Raw genomic sequence first — 18036 nt, 5'->3', positions numbered from 1 at the left:
TGGCGGCTATCGGTCCGCGCCGGCCAGGTGCAGCAGCGTCCGTGCGGCGAGCCGGTAACCGTATGCGCCGATACCCGCGATGAAGCCGCTGGCCAGCGGTGCGGTCACGGACTCGTGCCGGAACTGCTCGCGCGCGTAGATGTTGCTCAGGTGCACCTCGACCCAGGGCGGCGGGTAGCTCGCCAGCGCGTCCCGCAGGCTCCATCCGGCCATCATCAGCGCCGCGGGGTTGACGATCGCGCCGACGGTCGAGTGCCTCGCGCGGTGCACGGCCCGGACCAGCTCGGCCTCGCTCTCGTCCTGGACCGCGATCACCTGCCAGCCCGCCGCGGCGACCTCCTCGCGAACCATGGCGACGATGTCGTCCAGTGTGTCGTGGCCGTAGATCTCGGGCTCCCGTTCACCGAGGATGCCGAGGTTGGGGCCGTTGAGCAGGAGGATGTCGGTCAAGGCAGGGCCTCTCGTCGTCGCCTCGAACTGGATAAGGACTTAGTGCCCGGATTTCAGAGACGGGACACCGGGCGAGCAGTCGGACTTCGTGAACTGATACTGACCGTCATGCGCTGAGTGCGAGGCGTGTGCGTTCGTGGTGCCGATGGGAGCGCGCCTTCTGCGGTGTGCGCAGACAATCCGAAAGGGGTGCAATGGAATTCAATCGCATCCCAAGGCTTCGCGGTACTGAATTCCTCATGACCGTCGGGGGCGGCGGCGAACCGGGGTGACATCTCGCAAACAGGGCATTTCGGTCAGGGGGATCTCGTGCAAGATTAAACAATGAAGGCGATGCCGATGTGAACGGGGCAGGCCACGTCTGAGGTAGGCGCTTTCCGACCGGTGGTTGACTCAAAAAAATGCAGAGCGGAGTTGACCTCGCATACTCATACACCAGCCGGCGGCCGCGATGATCACGCCCTTCACCTGCGACGAGTAGCGATACGCCCGAAATCAACCACGCACCAAAAGGGTGCCGGTCGCTCGGCCCGTTCTCGCAGGTCAGTTAGCTAAATCAGGGTTTTGTCTGACGGATGTTGACAGACTACGTAGATGCCGGTAGCTTCGAATACGCATTGATCCCCGGCTGCCCCAATGATGTCGCAGCGATTGATGCTCACGGGACGGGCTCTATTAACTCTCCATTCCCTCGTACGCCCACAGATGGCCAGTTTGCGCCTACGAGCAAGAGGGCTGCATGTCGACCGCCATATCCGAGGAACGATCCAGACATATCGTCCGAGAATTGCGCTGTACTCGAACGTGCGGAGCCGCGTCGATCCGGGCATGCGACGTAAATTCCGATCGCGCCGGATTCAAATTAGCACTTGGATTTTTCGCCACCACGACTTTCCAAGGAGACTCGCATTTTCTTCGTCGGACGATCATTCAGAACGGTGCCGCCACCCACATCCCCGGAATCGGGACACGGTTTCCGGGAACGAAACGATGAAGCGGAATCCGCGATGAGCGACGTGAGTGTTCGGACTGACTGCGAGCACATCCTCGACGACCCGGAACTCTGTCCGCCGCACCTGCGCCCGTCGAGTTCCCCGCACGGCTGCCCGAGCTTCGAGCTGCTGGTCTCCGCCGGCGACGCCTGGCGCGTCGCCCACGTCGCCTCCGCGTGCTCGCTCGCCTCGGTCGCCTCGAGCACGTCCTGCTCGTACGGCGGCGACCTGTGCCCGTCGCTGGCCGGTCTGCAACTCGCCCTGCTGCTGACCAACCTCCGCCGCGTCGACGAGGCGCGGCGGTTGGTGCGCCGGGCCGGCGAGGTGGCCGACGACGCGCGCGTCGGCGGGATCATCTCCCTCGTGGAGGCCAGGATCGCCCTCGCCGTAGGGGATCTGGGCGAGGCCGCCGAGCTGTGCGGGGCGGGCCTCGGCATCGCCCAGGAGCACCGGCTCACCCCGTGGATCCCGGTCGGGAACCTGGTCGCCGCGGCCACCGCCCTGCGCGTCGGCGAGGTCGCACCCATGGTGCAGTACGCGAACGCGCTCAAGGAGGACGTGCTCTTCGGACGCGAGACCTTCCCGTGGAACTCCCCGATCTGGCTGATCCTGCAGACCGCGGTGGCCGAGAGGGGCCGTACCGCCGTGGTGCCGCTGGCCCGCGAACTGCTGGAGTCCGCCGGGGCGACCCGGCGGCTGCTGCTGACCGAGCCCGCGGCCCTGGCGTACCTGGTCCGGATGATGCTCGCCGCCAACGAGCGCGAGGTCGCCACGGTCGGCACCGGGTACGCCACCGCGCTCGCCACCCGGAACCCGGACATCCGCGCCTTCAGCGCGGGCGCGCTGCACGCGCGCGGACTGCTCGCGGGCGACGTCGGCATGCTCTCCCGTGCCGCGGCGGGCTATACGGACCCCTGGGCGCGGGCCTCCGCACACGAGGACAGCGGCACACTGCTGGCCGAGGCCGGCGAGCCGGCCCGGCAGGTCACCGAGTACTACGAGCTCGCGATGCGCGCCTATGCCGAGGCAGGGGCGTTGCGTGACTCCTCGCGGGTGCGCAGCAAGGTGCGCGGCTTCGACCGGTCCGCGGCCACCGGAAGTTTCTGGCCGGCCAGCCGGATCCCCGGGCTGACCGACACCGAGTACGCGGTGGCCAAGCTGGTCTCCAACGGCCTCACCAACGCGGAGGTCGCCGGCCAGATGTATCTGTCCCGGCACACGGTCGCCTTCCACCTGCGCAAGATCTTCCAGAAGGTCGGCGCCAGGTCGCGGCTCGAACTCGCGGTCCGCTGGAACGAGCTGGTCGCGGGCGAGCCCGCGGCCGAGCGTCATATCCGGGCCGTGTGACGCGCGCCGGCGCCCCCGCGGCGCCGATCGTTCACGAGGCCCCCGGGACGGGGGGCACGAGCAGGCGAGCCAGCGCGACCGCGCCGTGCAGCGTGGCCAAGCCGCCGAACCGCGCCCCCCGTACCGCAGGCACTTCCGAGACCCCTCGTCGCGCCAGGGCGTGAACGTGCGACTCGACGGTCGCGACGAACCCGGGCACTCCGGCGGCGAACCCGCCGCCGATCACCACCGCGTCCGGGGCGAGTAGTTCGCTCACCCCGGTGATGACCGCGGCCAGCCGACGGCACGTCAGCTCCACTGCGGCCACGGCCCATTCCTCGCCGGCCGCCATGCCGCGGCGCAACTCGTCGAAGGCGACGGGTGCGCCGCGCAGCGCGGCGGCCCGCTCGAGGGTCGCGGGTCCGCTCGCCACGGCCTGTACGCAACCGCGACGGCCGCAGCGGCACGGCGGGCCGTCGTCCGGGTCGGTGATCACGTGCCCGATCTCGAAGGGCCCGATCCCGCCCGCTCCGAAGTCCGCCCCCTTGATGGCCATGCCACCGCCGATCCCGGTGCCCACGCCGAGGTAGAGCAGGCGGTCGACGCCGCCCGCGTCCGCCTCGGCCAGGGCGCCGAGATCGCCGTCGTCGGCGAAGCGGACCGGCACGCCGCCGAACAGCTCGCGGAACGCGCCCCGCAGGTCCAGTCCGATCCACTCCGGACGGTTCGGCCAGGCCGACACCGCGCCGAGCGGGTCCAACGTGGCGGGCGTGCCGACCCCGACCGCGTCGAACCCGCCCGCGAGTCGCGCCCGGAGCAGGCCGACCTCGGCGGACAACTGCGCCAGATCGGCGCCGGCCCCGCGTGTCTCCCAGCGGAACACGCGCTCGTGGACGACCCCGCGACCGGTCTGCGCCCGCAGCGCCGTCTTGGTGCCACCGAGGTCGACGCCGAGCCAGACGGTCTCGGTCACGGTGAGACGGCCTGTGCCGAGAGCCACTCCAACAGCATGCCGGGCTTGTGCAGCACGACGTGCGGGTCGGAGTCGAGCAGATCGTCCTCGTCCACCGTGGCCCAGGTCGCGGCGATCGCGGTCACTCCCGCGCCGCGCGCGCACCTGATGTCGGCGGGCGCGTCGCCGACCATCACCGCCGCGGCGGGCTCGATCCGGAGCAGGGCCAGCGCGTGCAGGGCGATGTCCGGCGCGGGCTTGGGGTTGGCGATCTCGTCCGAGCCCACGATCGCGGTGAAGAAGTCGCTCAGCTTCAGCGTGGTCAGCAGGGACCGCGCCCGCCAGCCCGCTTTGCCGGTCGCGACCGCGAGCCGCAGCCCGTTGTCGCACAACGCGGCGAGCAGGTCCGGCACGCCGTCGATGACCGGGATCTGCTCGGCGAGCCGGCTGCTCTCCCGGACGAACGGCTCCTCCATCTCCAGCGGCAGGCCCATCCGGCGCATGATCTCCGGGAAATAAAGGCCCTGGTACCGCTGGTACTCCTCGAACGGGGCGGGGCCCTGGCCCACCACCTCGGCGTAGGCGACGGCGAACGCCTTGCCCATCACCTCGTGGCTGTCCACGAGCACGCCGTCGAGGTCGAAGATCACTGCATTGATCCCGGTCATCGAGCCGTCGCCTCCACCAGATCCGCTGCCGTCGTCTCGCCCGCGGACGCGTAGATCGCCTCGATCGTGCCGACGATCGCGCGGGCCTTCCCGATCGCCGCGCCGAGCACGGGCGCACCGGTGAGGCTGCCGCCGATCTCGCCGAGCAGCCGGTCGTACTCGATGCCGAGCGTCTCGGCGGGCACCGGGATCCGGCGGACCCGGCGGTCCCGCACGACGGTGATGCCCGGCTCCTGCTCCCGGTTCGGGCTGAACCCGAACGTGCACCGCAAGGTCGCGGTACCCTCGCTGCCCGCCACCCGGATCGAGGTCAGGTCGTGCGTCACCTCGGTGGTCGCCCAACTCGCGGAAAGGCCGACACCGATGCCGTCGTCGGTGGCCAGGAACGCGCGCGCGGTGTCCTCGACGTCGGCGACCGACTCCTCGCCGGCCGCGTCCGCGCGCCAGTTCGCCCGCATGGCCGGGTCGCGCAGGTTGTCGCTCGAGGTGATCGCGGTGACCTGACGGAAGGTCACCGGGCCGACGAGGTCGCCGAGCACGTCGAGCAGGTGCCAGCCGAGGTCGACGAGGACGCCACCGCCGGCCAGCGCGCGATTGGTGAACCAGCCGCCCGCGCGCGGAATGCCGCCGGCGCGCAACCAGCTCAGGTCGACGCCGCGGATCGCGCCGAGCTCGGGCAGCAGCGCACGCAGTTGCTCGATGTCGCCGCGGTGCCGGGCCGCGCTTCCGGCCAGCAACGGTGTGCCGCCGCGCTGCTCGGCCGCGGCCAGCGCGTCGGCCTCGGCGGTGGAGATGCAGACCGGTTTCTCGATGAAGGTCGCGACGCCGCGGTCCAGCAGTTCGCAACCGATCCGCGCGTGCAGATGGTTGGGCAGCGCGACGATCGCCAGATCGACGCCTTCCGTGTCCAGGTTCTCCAGGCCCACGGTGGCGGGCCTGCCGGTGACCGCGGTGAACCGCGCCCGGTTGCCCGGATCCGGGTCGAGCGCGGTCACCACCTCGTACTCCGGGGCGGCGAGTAGGCGCGGCAGCCAGATCTGTTGACCTGACCAGCCGAACCCGATCAGAGCGGTACGGATCGTCATGCGGGCAACGTTAGGAATGGCCGCGTGGCGGCACATCCCTCGACCTGACAGAGGACGCCGATACTGCTCACGTTGGTGATGCCCGGCCGGTGCTCCGTGGTCGAGACTGGGCCGAGGGTCGAAAAGATCCATGGGCCGACGAGAGGACTGGCATGGCGGAGCCGTCGCTGCCACTGGCCGGATTGCGCGTCATCGACACCTCGACGCTGCTCGCCGGGCCGCTGGCGGCCATGCTGCTGGCGGACTTCGGCGCCGAGGTGATCAAGGTCGAGCATCCTTCCGGCGACCCGATGCGCCGGTTCGGACACACCCAGGACGACGTCTCGCTGTGGTGGAAGGTGTTCAACCGCAACAAGAAGAGCGTCGTGCTCGATCTCAGCACCGGACAGGGCGCGGCCAACTTCCGCCGCCTCGCCGTCGGCGCCGACGCGCTGATCGAGAACTTCCGGCCCGGCACCCTCGAGCGGTGGGGCCTCGGCCCCGACGAGCTGGCCGCGATCAACCCGGGGCTGGTGGTGACGCGGGTGACCGCGTTCGGCCAGACCGGGCCCTACGCGCGCAGGCCCGGATTCGGCACGCTCGCCGAGGCGATGAGCGGCCTCGCGGCCATGTCCGGCGAACCGGACGGCGCGCCGCTGCTGCCGCCCTTCCCGATGGCCGACGCGTTCGCCGGACTGCACGCCGCGTGCGCGACCCTGATCGCCCTGCGCGGCCGGGACAAGACCGGCGTCGGGCAGAGCATCGACGTCGCCATCACCGAGGCGATGATGGCGTCGCTGGGCGCCCAACTGACCGTGTTCGAACAACTCGGCGTGAAACCCGCGCGGCTGGGCAACGGGTCGAACAACAACGCGCCCCGCAACGTCTACCGGTGCCGGGACGGCCGCTGGCTCGCCGTCTCCGCGCCGGCGGACTCGATCGCCGAGCGGATCGTACGCCTGGTCGGACGTCCGGAACTGTGCGAGGAGCCCTGGTTCGCCACCGGCCGCGGCCGGGCCGAGCACGCCGCCGTCCTGAACGAGGCCATCGGCGGTTGGGTCGCCGAGCGCGACGCCGCGACGGTGCTGGCCGCATTCGAACAGGCGCAGGCCGCAGTGGCGCCCGTCTACGACGTCGCCGACATCGTCGGGGACCCGCACTTCAAGGCCCGCCGCACCATCGTCGAGGTGCCCGACGAGGAACTGGGCGCGGTCGCCATGCCCGACATCCCCGTCCGGCTGTCCGCGACCCCCGGCCGCATCCGCTGGGCCGGCCCGCGCCTGGGCGAGCACACCGACGAGGTACTCGACGCACTGGCGAAGGAGACCGGCAATGCCCGTTGACCGACCCGAACCGCCCGTGTTCCGCAGTTGCCTGTACGTACCGGGGCACCGCGAGGGCCGCATCGCCCGCGCCTACGAGTCCGCCGCGGACGCCGTAATCCTCGACCTCGAGGACGCGGTGCCCGCCGCGGCGAAGGCGCGCGCACGGGAGATCGTCTCGGCCATCACCGCGGGGCCGACCGCGAAACCCACCTACGTCCGGGTGAACGCCATCGGTTCCGGCCTGGGCGAGCAGGACGTGCTCGCGGTGGCCGGCGCCGGACTGGTCGGGGTGCGGATCGCCAAGACCCGCGACGTCGGCGAGGTCCGGCGGGTCGCCGCCCTGCTGGAGACCGTGGCCTGCACCGCGACCGTGCACGTGCTCATCGAGTCCGCGGACGCGCTGCGGGACGCGTTCGAGCTCGCGACCGCCTCACCGGCGGTGACCATGCTCGGTCTGGGCGAATCCGACCTGCGCGCGGACCTGTGCGCCGAACTGGACAGCATCACCATGGACCTGGGGCGCGCCCGGATCGTCGTGGCGTCGCGGGCGGCCGGCCTGATCAATCCGGCGCAGAGCGTGCATCCCGATCCGCGCGACCTCGCCGGACTGCTGACGACCAGCGAGCGCGGAAAGCGGCTCGGCTTCGTCGGCCGGATGGCCATCCATCCCGACCAGATCCCGATCATCCACCGGGTGTACACCCCGCAGCCGCACGAAGTCGAGGAGGCGCGCGAGATCTGCGCGACGGCCGACACCGCCCGCGAGGCGGACCTCTCGATCGTCGTCTCGAAGGGACGGCTGGTGTCCCCGCCGGTCGTCGCCCGCGCCCGGCGGACGCTGCACCTCGCCGAGAACCTCGACCTCAGCATGGAAGCGCGATGACGGAGAACGATACCTTGACGACATCCACGCCCTTCGCCCAGGACGAACTGCTGCACATCCTCGATCCCGCGCGCACGCCCGACGATCCGGAGGAGTACCTGCGGGCCGCGATCCGCTGGCACTTCGGCGAGGACACCGGTTCGCCGTTCTGGCTGCGCAGGGCCGCGACCCTCGACTTCGACCCGATCCGGGATGTGCGCTGCTACGACGACCTCGCGCTGTTCCCGAACATCGTCGACGAACTGCGCGACATCAGCGTCTTCGACCTCGTGCCCCGCGGCTACGGCCCGAACCCGCCCGCGCCGCAGGTGTTCGAGACCGGCGGCACCACCGGCGCGCCCAAGCGGGTCATCCACATGCCGGACTGGATCGACGCGTCCATCACCCGGCTGCTCGCCGGGCCCCAGTTCGCCGGGCGGCCGCCCGGCAACATCCTCACCGCGGTGCCCACCGGTCCGCACAAGATCGGCACCTACTACGACCACGTGGTGAGGCGGCAGCACACGGTCAAGTTCAGCATCGACATCGACCCGAGGTGGGTCAAGAAGCTGGTCCGCAGAGGCCGCCAGGACGAGATGGACCTCTATGTCGAGCACGTGCTCGACCAGATCGAGGACGTGCTGCGCACGCAGCCGGTCAGCCTGCTGGTGATCACGCCGCCGCTGCTGCAGGCCGCGGCCAAGCGCGCGTCCACCCACGAGCTCATCAACGAGGCGGTCGACATCGTCTTCTGGGGCGGCGCGCACATGACCATCGACGGCCGTTACGCGATGCGGCTGAAGTTCCCGGGCGTCCGGCTGGTCAGCAGGTACAACAGCGCGCTGATCCTCGAGGGCGCCAACGAGCGGCCCGGCATCGGCCCGGACGAAGAGCTGGTCTACGACCCCTTCAGCCCGGTGGTGACCTTCCGCGTCGTCGATCCCGAGACCATGCTCCCGGTCGAATACGGCGACCGCGGCCAGATCGTGATGAACCATGTGAGTAAAGGCATGTTCATCCCCAACAACCTCGAACGCGACACGGTCATCCGGATTCCCGCACCGCAGGGCCAGATCGGCGACTCGGTGGCCGCACCGGCGCCGGTGGCCACCTTCGGCGGGGAAGCCGTCATCGAGGGCGTCTACTGATCACCGACGAGGAACACAGAGAGAGCATCATGCGGAAGATAACCCGGATCTCACGCCGTTTTGCCGCTGTCGGCGCGGCCGGCATCGCCCTGGCTACCGTCTTCGCGACCTCGGCGGCGGCGTGTCCCGTCGACCTCACCGTCAGCAGCATCGCGCTGTCCGGTCCGAGCGTCCCGCTCGCGCAGCAGGCGAACGAGTTCGGCTGCACCGGCGGCAACCTCGCCCCGGACATCGAGTGGACCGGCGTGCCCGCCGGCACGCAGAGCTTCGCGGTGTCGCTGTGGGACGAGAACGCCCCGAGCGGCAAAGGCCTCTACCAGTGGGTGGCCTTCGACGTCCCCGGCTGGGCCAGGTTCCTGACCGAGGGCCAGGACCTCAGCGACATCGGCGGCAAGGAAGCCCTCAACGACATCGGCCAGTCCGGTTACCTCGGCCCGTGCCCGCAGCCCGGTTCCGGCCCGCACCACTACTTCATCACCATCTACGCGCTCGACGTCCCCACGCTCGGCCTGGCCGCGAACACCGCGGACGCCGACGTGTTCACCGCGATCAACGCGCACCTGATCTCCAAGGGACAGTTCGAGTTCACCGACTCCGCGTCCTGACGCCGACCCGACCGTCGAATCGCGACCCCGAAAAGGCGAGAAACGTGCCAGTGACCACCATCGATCCCAGGCCCGCTCTGGTCGTCGTCGACCTGCAGAAGGGAATCCTGGGCTTTCCCACCGCGCATCCGTCCGACGAGATCCTCGCGCGCGCAGCCGATCTGGCGAAAGCGTTCCGCGGCAAGGGACACCCCGTCGTGCTGGTCAACGTCGCCGGCGTCGCACCGGGCCGCACCGACGTGGGGCCGCGCTCGCGCGGGCAGTTCCCGCCCGGTTTCACCGACATCGCCGAGGAACTCGCCCCGCACGAGGACGACCTGCGGATCACCAAGCACCGGTGGGGCGCCTTCCACGGCACCGGGCTCGACTCGAGGCTGCGCGACCTCGGCGTCACCCAGGTGGTGGTCTGCGGGATCGCCACGAGCATGGGTGTCGAGTCGACGGCCAGGGCCGCGCACGAGCACGGGTACCACGTGCTGCTGGCCGCCGATGCCATGTCGGACAAGGACCTCGACGCGCACGAGCACTGCGTGGGCAAGATCTTCCCGCGGCTCGGCGAGGTCGCCGACTCCGCGCAGATCGTCGCGATGGTCAACGGCGAAGGGCGCGACTGATGGGCGCCACGGCACCGCTGACGGTGCCCACCACCAGCGGCCGGGTGCGCGGCTTCGAGGAGCGGGGAGTGCGCGCCTGGCATGGGATCCGGTACGGCCGCGTGGAAGCGCGCTTCACACCGCCGGTGCCCGAGCGCGCCGCGGCCGACGTCGTGGACGCGACCCGGTTCGGCCCGATCAGCTGGCAGCTCCAGATGATCTCCGGCGGCGGGCAGGCCCGTGGCCGTATCGGCCGGGTGCCGCAGGAGAGCGAGGACTGTCTGGTGCTCAACGTGTGGGCACCGGCGGACGTGGACGCGCCGTGTCCGGTGCTGGTGTGGCTGCACGCGGGCGGCGGGTCCTCCGGCAGCGGCTGCCAGGTGGAGAACCCGCACGTGTATGCCGCTGAACACGGCTGCGTCGTGGTCTCGCTGAATTGGCGGCTCGGCCCGTGGGGCGCCCTGGACCCAGGGCTCGAGTCCTCCGCGAACCTTGGTGTCCGCGACCAGTTGCTGGCCCTGCGTTGGTTGCGGGACAACATCGCGGCGTTCGGCGGCGACCCGGACAACCTCACCCTGTTCGGCGTCTCCTCCGGCGGGACTGCGGTCGCGGGCCTGCTCGCGGTGCCCAGCGCCCGTCCGCTCTTCCGCAGGTGCGCCGTCTACAGCGGCGGCGGCAGACTGATGAGCGCCGAGGAGATGGCCGAGTTCGCGGACCGGTTCCGCACCACCGCCGCCCGCGTGAGCGACGCCATCACGGACCTGCGCACCGTGCCGAACGTGGCGCTGCGGCACATCCACAACCAGCTGGTCGCCGAGCACGGGTTCTTCGGCTACCGTCCGTACGTTGACGGCGAACTCGTGCCGAGCACGGTGGTCGACGCACTCGCCGGATCGGCGCAGACCGGTCTCGAACTGCTGATCTCCGTGACCGCGGAGGAGGCGGCGTTCCTCTACTACGCCCCCGAACCGCAGACCGACCAGTGGTACGAGCGCAACATCCCGGACCCCGTCCCCGGCCTGGACCGCGACGAGAAGGTCAGGGCCCTGACCAAGCGGCTCTTCCACGACCCGGCCGAGCGCATGAGCCAGGCGGCGGCGGGCAGCGGCGCGGCGGTGTGGCGGCAGCTCTACGACTACCACCCCACCAACACCGAGTGCGCACCGCGTCTGCCCGAGGCGGAACGAAGGGCGCACCACGCCGTCGACCTGAAGTCGCTGTTCTACAGCGCGGCCGACGAGACCAACACCGAGGCCGACCGCGAGGTCGCGGTCCGGGTCCAGCGCTCCCTCGCGAGCTTCGCGCGCACCGGCGACCCCGGCTGGAAGCAGTGGCTCCCGGACCGCTTCGACCAGATCGTCGCCGCCGACACCGACCAGAGGCGGGAAGCCCGTGCCACAGCTTGAGATCGCGCTGATCGGCGCCGGGCTGATCGCCCGCCTGCACCTTGACTCGTGGCTCCGCCTCGGCGCGACCGTGCGCGTGTACTCCGTCGACGGCCGGGACAAGGAGCTGGCCGCCGAGTTCGGGGCCACCGCGGCCGACTCGCTGGCCGACGCGCTCGCCGGCGCGGACGTCGTGGACATCTGCACACCCACCGCGACGCACCGCGAGATAGCGATGGCCGCGATCGCCGCGGGCGCGCACATCGTGTGCGAGAAGCCGTTGTCGGCGGTGGCCGCCGAAGCGGAGAAGATCGTCCAGGCCGCGGAAGCGGCCGGGTTGCGGCTCTACCCGGCGCACGACATCCGCTACGCCCCGGCCTTCGCGCGGCTTCATGAACTCGTGGCCGACGGCTCGCTCGGCACCGGCACGACCGCGCGCTTCACCGTGGCCGGCTACCACCCGCGGCCGTGGAGCGGTCCGGCGTCCGCGGAATCCGGCGGCATCCTCACCGACCAACTGCTGCACGGCGTCGACCTGGCCTACTGGGTCTTCGGCGACGTGGTCCGGGTGCACGCCCACTATCAGGGCGACCTGCCCGCGCCCGCACCAGAGGGGGCCGCGGCGACCGGAACGGTCGTGCTCACCCATGCCAGTGGCGCGCTCAGCCAGATCGTGTGCCGGTGGACCGCGACTCCGCAACCGTCGGTCCGCGTCAGCTACCACGTCTCCGGCACCGGCGGAACCGTCGCCTACGACTCGCAATGGCCGCAGGAGATCAGCGTGACCGGCGATGCCGCCGGAATCCCGGGCGCTTACGGCGAATCCGTGTTCGACCTGGAGCTGCGCGAGTTCTCCGACGCGTTCCTCGGCGGCCCGCCGCCGCGACTGTGCGCGCGCGACGCGCTGGCCACCACCCGCATCACCGCGGCCGCCGCCGAGTCCGCGTGGACCGGGCGCGTCGTGGAAATTCCCGTACTGGGGGTCGCATGAAGATCGCCGTGCTCTCGTCGGACCCGCACCGGGCGCAGGAATACCTCAGCCCGCTCAGTGCCCTGCCCGACCTCGATCCGGTCACCGCCGGACCCGACGGCTGGGACGAGGTCCTCGCGCAACGTCCCGACGCCGTCGTCGTCACCGGCGAACTCACCGGGCATCGCGACCTGACCACGCGACTGGCCGAAGCGGGTGCTCCGGTACTCGCCGAACACCCCTCGCCGGTGGCCACCGCCACCGCCGCCGTCGCTAAGATCGATGCCGCCGAGTCTGCTGCCACTGCCACTGCCGCTGCCACTGCCGTCGCCGCCGCCGAGGCCATGGTCGCGGCGGGCATCCGGCTGACCTTCGCCTCGCCGGGCCGCTGCGGCCCGATCTTCGCCGCCGTGCGCCGGGCGATCACCGAGAACAAGCACGTCGGCGAACTCACCACCATCCACGGCGCTTACCACGACTCCGGTCGCCCCGGGCCGGCGCTCGCGGGCAACGCGCCGGTGCTGCTCGACATGGTCGAGTCCGTGCTCGGCGGCGACCCGGCTGTCTCGGTGTACGCGCAAGTGAACACCATCCTGAGCGGCGACCCGGAAGTCGACAGCGCTGCGCTGCTCACCGTGCGCCACGCGAGCGGGGTGGTCGTGTCCCTGGACGCGAGCTGGAGCCCGACCATCGCGGCGACCGGGCCCGTCATGACCTTCATCGGCGACCGGGCCGGCATCGAGTACACCGGCAGGCCCAGGCTCCTGGACGGCTTCGACGCGACCACCGCCGGCGCGCGCTGGGAGCCGGGCGGCACCGACGCCCGGCAGCTCATGCTCGCCGAGTTCGCCGCCGCGGTGCGCGACGGCGAGCAGCCGGCCGGCCCCGACGGCGCCGCCGGCCTGCGCACGCTGCGCATCGTCGAGGCCGCCTACGCATCGGCCCGCACCGGCCAGGTGGTCGACCTATGACCAAGATCGGCATCATCGTCGGCAGTACCCGCCCCGGCAGGCTCGGCCCGCAGGTCGCGCGGTGGGTGGAGAAGGCGGCTGGCGAGCGCGACGACGCCGAGTTCGACCTCGTCGACGTTGCCGACTACAACCTGCCCCTGTTCGACGAGCCACGGTCCCCACTTCTGCGCGACTACCAGCATGCGCATACTCGAGCCTGGAGTGCCAAGGTCGCCGAGCTAGACGGGTACGTGTTCGTCACCCCCGAGTACAACAGGTCGATCCCGGGAGCGCTCAAGAACGCGATCGACGTCGTGTACCACGAATGGAACCACAAGGCCGCCGGGCTGGTCGGCTACGGCAGCACCGCGGGCGGCGCCCGCGCGCTGGAGCACCTACGTGGGATCGCCGGCGCCGTCATGCTGGCGCCCGTGCACACCGAGGTCACCCTCTCGATGCATAACGACTTCGAGAATTACGCGGTGTTCAACCCGGACCCGCGTCACGAGGGAGCGCTGCGTCAAATGCTCGGCGAAGTGATCGCGCTGGCCGACGCCCTCGCCCCTTTGCGCGGAACCTGAGCGGATCACCGCGGATGACGTTGTCAGGTTAAGGGATCCGCCGGCACGCAATTTCGCAATATCGTCAGATAAACCACCATCGACATACAGGGTCGGAGCCGATGACCGAGACCGAGATTGACCCGTTCCAGAATTTCGACGCGCGAACCCTGGACTTCGAGCGAGCCTACCGTGAGGGTGTGCTGGTCGACGGGGTCGAGCTGGACAAGATGCCGTGGGACCACGGCAAGCCCAAGCAGACGCTGCTCAAGCTCCTCAAGGAGAACCGCATTCCCCTCGAGGGCGACCTGCTCGACATCGGCTGCGGCCCCGGCGACAACGCGATCCACCTGGCCGGACTCGGCTACCGCGTGACCGGGGTGGACTTCGCCCCCTCCGCGATCGCCAAGGCCAACTCGCGGGCGGCGCAGCAGGGCGTCACCGCGACCTTCGCGGTCGCCGACGCGACCGAGCTGGCCGGGTTCGACGACGACTTCGACACCGTGGTCAGCGCGTCGCTGTTCCACTGCTTCACCGCCGAGCAGCGGCCCGACTACGTCGCCGCGCTGGCGCGGGCCATGCGCTCGGGCGCGCGTCTGCTCCAGTGGTGCGCGCGCGGTGACCTCGCCGGCCCCGAGCCGATCACCGACGAGATGCTCCGCACCGCGTTCGCCGGCCAGGAGTGGACGATCGTGTCGCTCAGCCCGGAATTCGTGACCATGCCCGCGCTCAAGCAGGAGCACCGGCACGACATCAAGGGCAACCAGTTCGAGGTCGACGAGAACGGCGCTCCGCTTCTGCCGATCTGGGTGCTCGAGGTGACCCGCAACTGATCGCGCGCCTCGGGCCTCGGGCCGGGAGCCGTGAGCCTCGGGCTGCGAGCCGTGAGCCGTGAGCAGCGCGCCTGAGCCGCGAGCGGCGAGCCCCATCCGAACGCGACTGCCGCCGCACCCCGCCCGCCGGGGTCGCGGCGGCAGTGCTTTAGAACCTCCACCACAGACGGATCACGTGTCGGAGGGTGATACCGCATACGCCAGTCGGCCGGACCCCGGGCGGCGTCCGTCGATCAAGCGCCAGCTGCCGGGGACGGCGCGGTCTGGCGGACGCTGAGCACGGTCAGGGCGGCTATCGCGGCACCGACCACCGGGACGGCGATCGGGCCGAAGCCCGAGAGCACCGCGCCGCCGAGCGCTCCGCCGATCGCCACACCGAGGAACTGCGCGGAGAAGTGAAGGCCGATGGCTTGTGGGCGCTGCTGCGGGGCGTGCCGCGCCAGGCGTGTCTGCCGGCTGATGCCGCCGGACCACCAGCTGAGGCCGAAGGCGAACATGAGCGGGAAGCAGATGACTGTCGCCGCGGTGTGCACTTTCGTCGCCGTCAGCACGGTGAGGATCGTGAGTAGGCCGCAGACGGCCGGCAGGGCGAAACGCAGGACGTTGCCGTTGCCGTTGACCTTGACCTTGACCTTGATTTGGGCCTTGGTTTTGTTCAGCGATCGGCGAGCTCGGTCAGCCGCTCCTGTATCAGGTCGAGACGCTTGGTCTGCTCCGGGTCCGCTTCCGGCCAGGACAGTTCGACTCCGAGCCTCCCGTCGAACGTGTGCGCCACGTAGCCGCCGATCGCGGCGAACTTCTGGCGTCCCGGCAGTACGCGCATGCGCGAAGCGGATCGGAAGTCGACGAGCCGCAGGTCTTCCGGGTGTTGCAGCACCGGCACGGTGCCCCAGTTCACCATGCTCACCACGGCCGCCGACCGCTGCGCCGGTCGCGGCACCGGTCGCGGCACCGGCGCTGCGACCGGCGCGGCGGTCGCAGCGGCGGCGGGTGCGCGACCGACTCGGTCCACCAGCGCTCGCTGCACGGAGCCGTCGGCCAGGCCGGCGCGCAGCCGCGCGCCTACGGCGCGGCCGAGCGCGATCGCGTCGGGCTTGGCTGCGCCGTCCGCGCTGTCGGCCAGTTGGAACCGCAGACCGCCGGCGATGTTCGTGCCCTCGGCCGGGCCGACCGGGGGAGTGAGGTGGCTGCGCAGATTCACCGAGAACCGGTAGACGAGGTCGGCGAGCGGCAGGTCGCGGATTTCTGCCTCGGCCAACAGTACGACGCCGGACAGCAGGCTATTGATGGTGACCTGCTCGCGGTGGCCGAGCGCGATCAGAGCGGCTGTCCGCTCCCGGCTCAGCCGGAACCCGGCGACGTGCCGAACGTGCGGTACCGAGTCGGCTGAGGGTCGGACTGAGTTGGGCGGGGGTTGCACTGAGTCGGTTGAGGGCCGCGCCGTCTCCGCCTCGACCGGGTGCGTCGGAGCGGCCGCGGTGCCGGTGCCGATACCAATGCCGCGTTCGGCCAGCAGATCTTCCAACGACCGGGGATAGCCGTTGCGCGGTAGCGCGATCGGCACGCCGGCGACCGCGTCGGTGTAGGCCGACCACAAGGCGGCGAGCACGGCGAGGGAATGGTCCGCGTCGGCGATGCTGTGCTGCGTAGCCAGGGTGACGCTCGCGTCCGTGCCGTTCGTGGCGTCCGCGCCGTCCGTGCCGCTCGTGCGGTTCTGGATCACTTCGAGGGCGCTGAGCGCACGGCACTGGTCGAGCGTCACGTGACGCAGCGGCAGGTCCGGGTCGCCGTCGGCGCACCAGATTTCCGGTTGTACGTCCGAGGGCACCACGGCCGGGGCGCCGTTGTCTAGGTCCAGGCGTGCCGGGAGCACCGGATACGCCTGGCACACGGCCGCGTAGGCGACCTGCAGTGCCTCGAGGTCTATTCGGCCCGCGACGCGCACCGAATAGCCCACGTACGTCTCGTCGCCGACGAAGATCGCCTCGGTGGGTGCCAGTACCCGCCGGATGTTCGGTGCCGTCACGGCTTACGCGACCTTCGTCGCCGACAGGATGCCGTGCGCGATCAGGGCACCCGGCATGGCGGTCAGGTCCTGCGCGATCGCCTTGGTCACCTTGAACCCGCACTCCTCGAGCCACTTCCGGTACGTGGACAGCTGCTGCGGCCCGCCCTGGCCCATCGTGCAGGCGAGGAAGTACGCGGGGAAGATGTCCACGCCCGCGCTGCTCGCCTCGGTGATGTCGTCCGGGTACACCGGAACGAGGATGTTGACCTGCCCGCCGACGTCCAGCGCCTGGTAGACGTTGGTCAGGATGCGGACCACGTCGCGCTTGTCGAACATGTCGAGGAAGTGCTTGACGAGCACCACGTCGAAGCCCGCGGGCACGCTGGCGAAAACGTCCCCGCCGATGAAGGAGCTGCGTTCCGCGACCCCGTGCGACCGGAAGTTGGCGAGGCACTCCTCCTGCTTCTCCGGCAGGTCGAACGTCGTCACGTGCAGCCCGGACGATTCGCTGAGCTGGTGGGTGAGGATCGCGCCGAGCCCGGTGTTGCCGGCCAGGTCGAGCACCCGCGCCCCGCGCGGGATGTCGATGTTGCGGAAGAACCAGGGGTCGGTCAGGGTCGTGACGCCGTCCATCATGGTCGCCCACGACTCGCGCAGGTCCCGGTGCTCGCCGACGGCCTCGTAGAGGTTCCCGTCGAAGTCGTAGAGCTCTTTCAAGCCGACTAGAGAACCGGAACGGACGCTCTCGGTGAGGTAGAACATCTGCCGGAGCATCACGACCTTGACCATGTCCATGATCTCGCGCACCTGGCGCAGCCGGATCGGCGCGATGCGTCCGAACGCGTCGAGGCGGTAGCCGCCGGTTTCGGCGTCCCTGGCCACGAAGCCTTCTTTCACCGGCAAGTGCAGCAACTGCTCGACCGCCGCGGGGTTGGCCCCGACCGCCTCGCCGAGTTCGGCCGCGGTCATACCCGGCTTGTCCCGGAGCAGGTCGATGATGCCCAGTTCGAAACATGACAGCAGTGTCATCAAGCGCGAAGGCCCGACCATGTACTCGCGAAGGCGTGTGAATGTGGCAGCTGCAGTCATGGCAGTGTTATTCCTTCTGGCCGGGCGGATCCGTCCGGTCGTTGCCACGCCGCGAGTCGACGCGACGAGCATCGCCCTTGCCGCAGCGTAGGACGGGCCCGCCGAGCCGGGCCATCCCCCGAGCTGACAGCCTCACGAATTCACGGCACCAGGCACTTCAGTGACAGCCAGTCACCTCATGGAGGAAGGGTGCTTCCGACCTGCGATGATTCAGCTTCTCTAGGACTGGATCACGTGCAGGGGAGGCACCCTTCCG

The 18036-nt window shown here is 70.4% G+C and carries 18 protein-coding genes; 11 read left to right on the top strand and 7 right to left on the bottom strand.

Translation table 11 applies throughout. The features are described from left to right. Nucleotides 1-6: 6 nt before the first annotated feature. Nucleotides 7-450, bottom strand: a complete 444-nt coding sequence (locus tag FCI23_RS38025) for a type II 3-dehydroquinate dehydratase (protein ID WP_136728740.1) — start codon at nucleotides 448-450, stop codon at nucleotides 7-9. Nucleotides 451-1466: 1016 nt separating this feature from the next. Between FCI23_RS38025 and FCI23_RS38020 the strand changes: the two genes are divergently transcribed. Next, nucleotides 1467-2789, top strand: coding sequence for a helix-turn-helix transcriptional regulator (locus FCI23_RS38020; RefSeq protein ID WP_136728739.1), 1323 nt, complete (start codon nucleotides 1467-1469; stop codon nucleotides 2787-2789). Between the two features lie 31 nt (nucleotides 2790-2820). Here FCI23_RS38020 and FCI23_RS38015 read toward each other — a convergent pair whose 3' ends face one another. The 3 genes from FCI23_RS38015 to FCI23_RS38005 are packed head-to-tail and all read right to left on the bottom strand — an operon-like array spanning nucleotide 2821 to nucleotide 5473. Beyond that, on the bottom strand, nucleotides 2821-3768 hold the full coding sequence (locus FCI23_RS38015) for an ROK family protein (RefSeq protein WP_246144469.1): 948 nt from the start codon (nucleotides 3766-3768) through the stop codon (nucleotides 2821-2823). Then, on the bottom strand, nucleotides 3738-4388 hold the full coding sequence (locus FCI23_RS38010) for an HAD-IA family hydrolase (protein ID WP_136728738.1): 651 nt from the start codon (nucleotides 4386-4388) through the stop codon (nucleotides 3738-3740). Before FCI23_RS38010 ends, FCI23_RS38015 begins: the two co-directional genes overlap by 31 nt. After that, nucleotides 4385-5473 (bottom strand): Gfo/Idh/MocA family protein, encoded by a 1089-nt coding sequence (locus FCI23_RS38005; RefSeq protein ID WP_136728737.1) that lies wholly within the window; start codon nucleotides 5471-5473, stop codon nucleotides 4385-4387. Before FCI23_RS38005 ends, FCI23_RS38010 begins: the two co-directional genes overlap by 4 nt. Before the next feature lie 152 nt (nucleotides 5474-5625). Here FCI23_RS38005 and FCI23_RS38000 point away from each other — a divergent pair, with 152 nt between their 5' ends. From FCI23_RS38000 to FCI23_RS37955, 10 genes are all read left to right on the top strand, one after another. After that, nucleotides 5626-6795 carry a CaiB/BaiF CoA transferase family protein gene (locus FCI23_RS38000; RefSeq protein ID WP_136728736.1) on the top strand — a complete coding sequence of 390 codons (1170 nt, stop codon included), beginning with the start codon at nucleotides 5626-5628 and terminating at the stop codon, nucleotides 6793-6795. Then, nucleotides 6785-7660 carry an HpcH/HpaI aldolase/citrate lyase family protein gene (locus FCI23_RS37995; protein WP_136728735.1) on the top strand — a complete coding sequence of 292 codons (876 nt, stop codon included), beginning with the start codon at nucleotides 6785-6787 and terminating at the stop codon, nucleotides 7658-7660. Before FCI23_RS38000 ends, FCI23_RS37995 begins: the two co-directional genes overlap by 11 nt. Then, a complete protein-coding gene (locus tag FCI23_RS37990) occupies nucleotides 7657-8787 on the top strand; it encodes a phenylacetate--CoA ligase family protein (protein WP_136728734.1) in 1131 nt (376 codons plus the stop codon). Before FCI23_RS37995 ends, FCI23_RS37990 begins: the two co-directional genes overlap by 4 nt. 29 nt (nucleotides 8788-8816) lie before the next feature. Further along, nucleotides 8817-9392 (top strand): YbhB/YbcL family Raf kinase inhibitor-like protein, encoded by a 576-nt coding sequence (locus tag FCI23_RS37985; RefSeq protein WP_136728733.1) that lies wholly within the window; start codon nucleotides 8817-8819, stop codon nucleotides 9390-9392. 44 nt (nucleotides 9393-9436) lie between these two features. Further along, a complete protein-coding gene (locus FCI23_RS37980; RefSeq protein WP_136728732.1) occupies nucleotides 9437-10006 on the top strand; it encodes an isochorismatase family protein in 570 nt (189 codons plus the stop codon). Next, complete coding sequence (locus tag FCI23_RS37975; RefSeq protein WP_136728731.1) at nucleotides 10006-11391, top strand: carboxylesterase family protein; 1386 nt, start codon at nucleotides 10006-10008, stop codon at nucleotides 11389-11391. Before FCI23_RS37980 ends, FCI23_RS37975 begins: the two co-directional genes overlap by 1 nt. Then, complete coding sequence (locus FCI23_RS37970) at nucleotides 11378-12361, top strand: Gfo/Idh/MocA family protein (RefSeq protein WP_136728730.1); 984 nt, start codon at nucleotides 11378-11380, stop codon at nucleotides 12359-12361. Before FCI23_RS37975 ends, FCI23_RS37970 begins: the two co-directional genes overlap by 14 nt. Further along, the gene (locus FCI23_RS37965) at nucleotides 12358-13311 is read left to right on the top strand and encodes a Gfo/Idh/MocA family protein (protein WP_136728729.1); all 954 of its coding nucleotides are present in this window, start codon (nucleotides 12358-12360) and stop codon (nucleotides 13309-13311) included. The genes FCI23_RS37970 and FCI23_RS37965 overlap by 4 nt, the downstream gene beginning before the upstream one ends. Next, entirely contained in the window at nucleotides 13308-13871 is a 564-nt protein-coding gene (locus tag FCI23_RS37960) for an NADPH-dependent FMN reductase (RefSeq protein ID WP_136728728.1), read from the top strand. Before FCI23_RS37965 ends, FCI23_RS37960 begins: the two co-directional genes overlap by 4 nt. 101 nt (nucleotides 13872-13972) lie before the next feature. Next, the gene (locus FCI23_RS37955; protein WP_136728727.1) at nucleotides 13973-14683 is read left to right on the top strand and encodes a class I SAM-dependent methyltransferase; all 711 of its coding nucleotides are present in this window, start codon (nucleotides 13973-13975) and stop codon (nucleotides 14681-14683) included. 233 nt (nucleotides 14684-14916) lie between these two features. Here the strand turns inward: FCI23_RS37955 and FCI23_RS37945 are convergent, their stop codons facing one another. The 3 genes from FCI23_RS37945 to FCI23_RS37935 all read right to left on the bottom strand — a co-directional run bounded on the left by FCI23_RS37945 (nucleotide 14917) and on the right by FCI23_RS37935 (nucleotide 17780). Further along, entirely contained in the window at nucleotides 14917-15234 is a 318-nt protein-coding gene (locus tag FCI23_RS37945) for an MFS transporter (protein WP_136728725.1), read from the bottom strand. Nucleotides 15235-15338: 104 nt separating this feature from the next. Then, on the bottom strand, nucleotides 15339-16709 hold the full coding sequence (locus FCI23_RS37940) for a phthiocerol/phthiodiolone dimycocerosyl transferase family protein (protein ID WP_136728724.1): 1371 nt from the start codon (nucleotides 16707-16709) through the stop codon (nucleotides 15339-15341). A 3-nt stretch (nucleotides 16710-16712) separates the two neighbouring features. Beyond that, the gene (locus FCI23_RS37935; protein WP_246144468.1) at nucleotides 16713-17780 is read right to left on the bottom strand and encodes a methyltransferase; all 1068 of its coding nucleotides are present in this window, start codon (nucleotides 17778-17780) and stop codon (nucleotides 16713-16715) included. Nucleotides 17781-18036: the final 256 nt, after the last annotated feature.

The sequence above is a fragment of the Actinacidiphila oryziradicis genome (assembly GCF_005047355.1).
GTDB lineage: Bacteria > Actinomycetota > Actinomycetes > Streptomycetales > Streptomycetaceae > Actinacidiphila > Actinacidiphila oryziradicis.
Note: the sequence above shows the minus strand (reverse complement) of the source record. Positions and strands in the feature narration are given on the sequence as shown.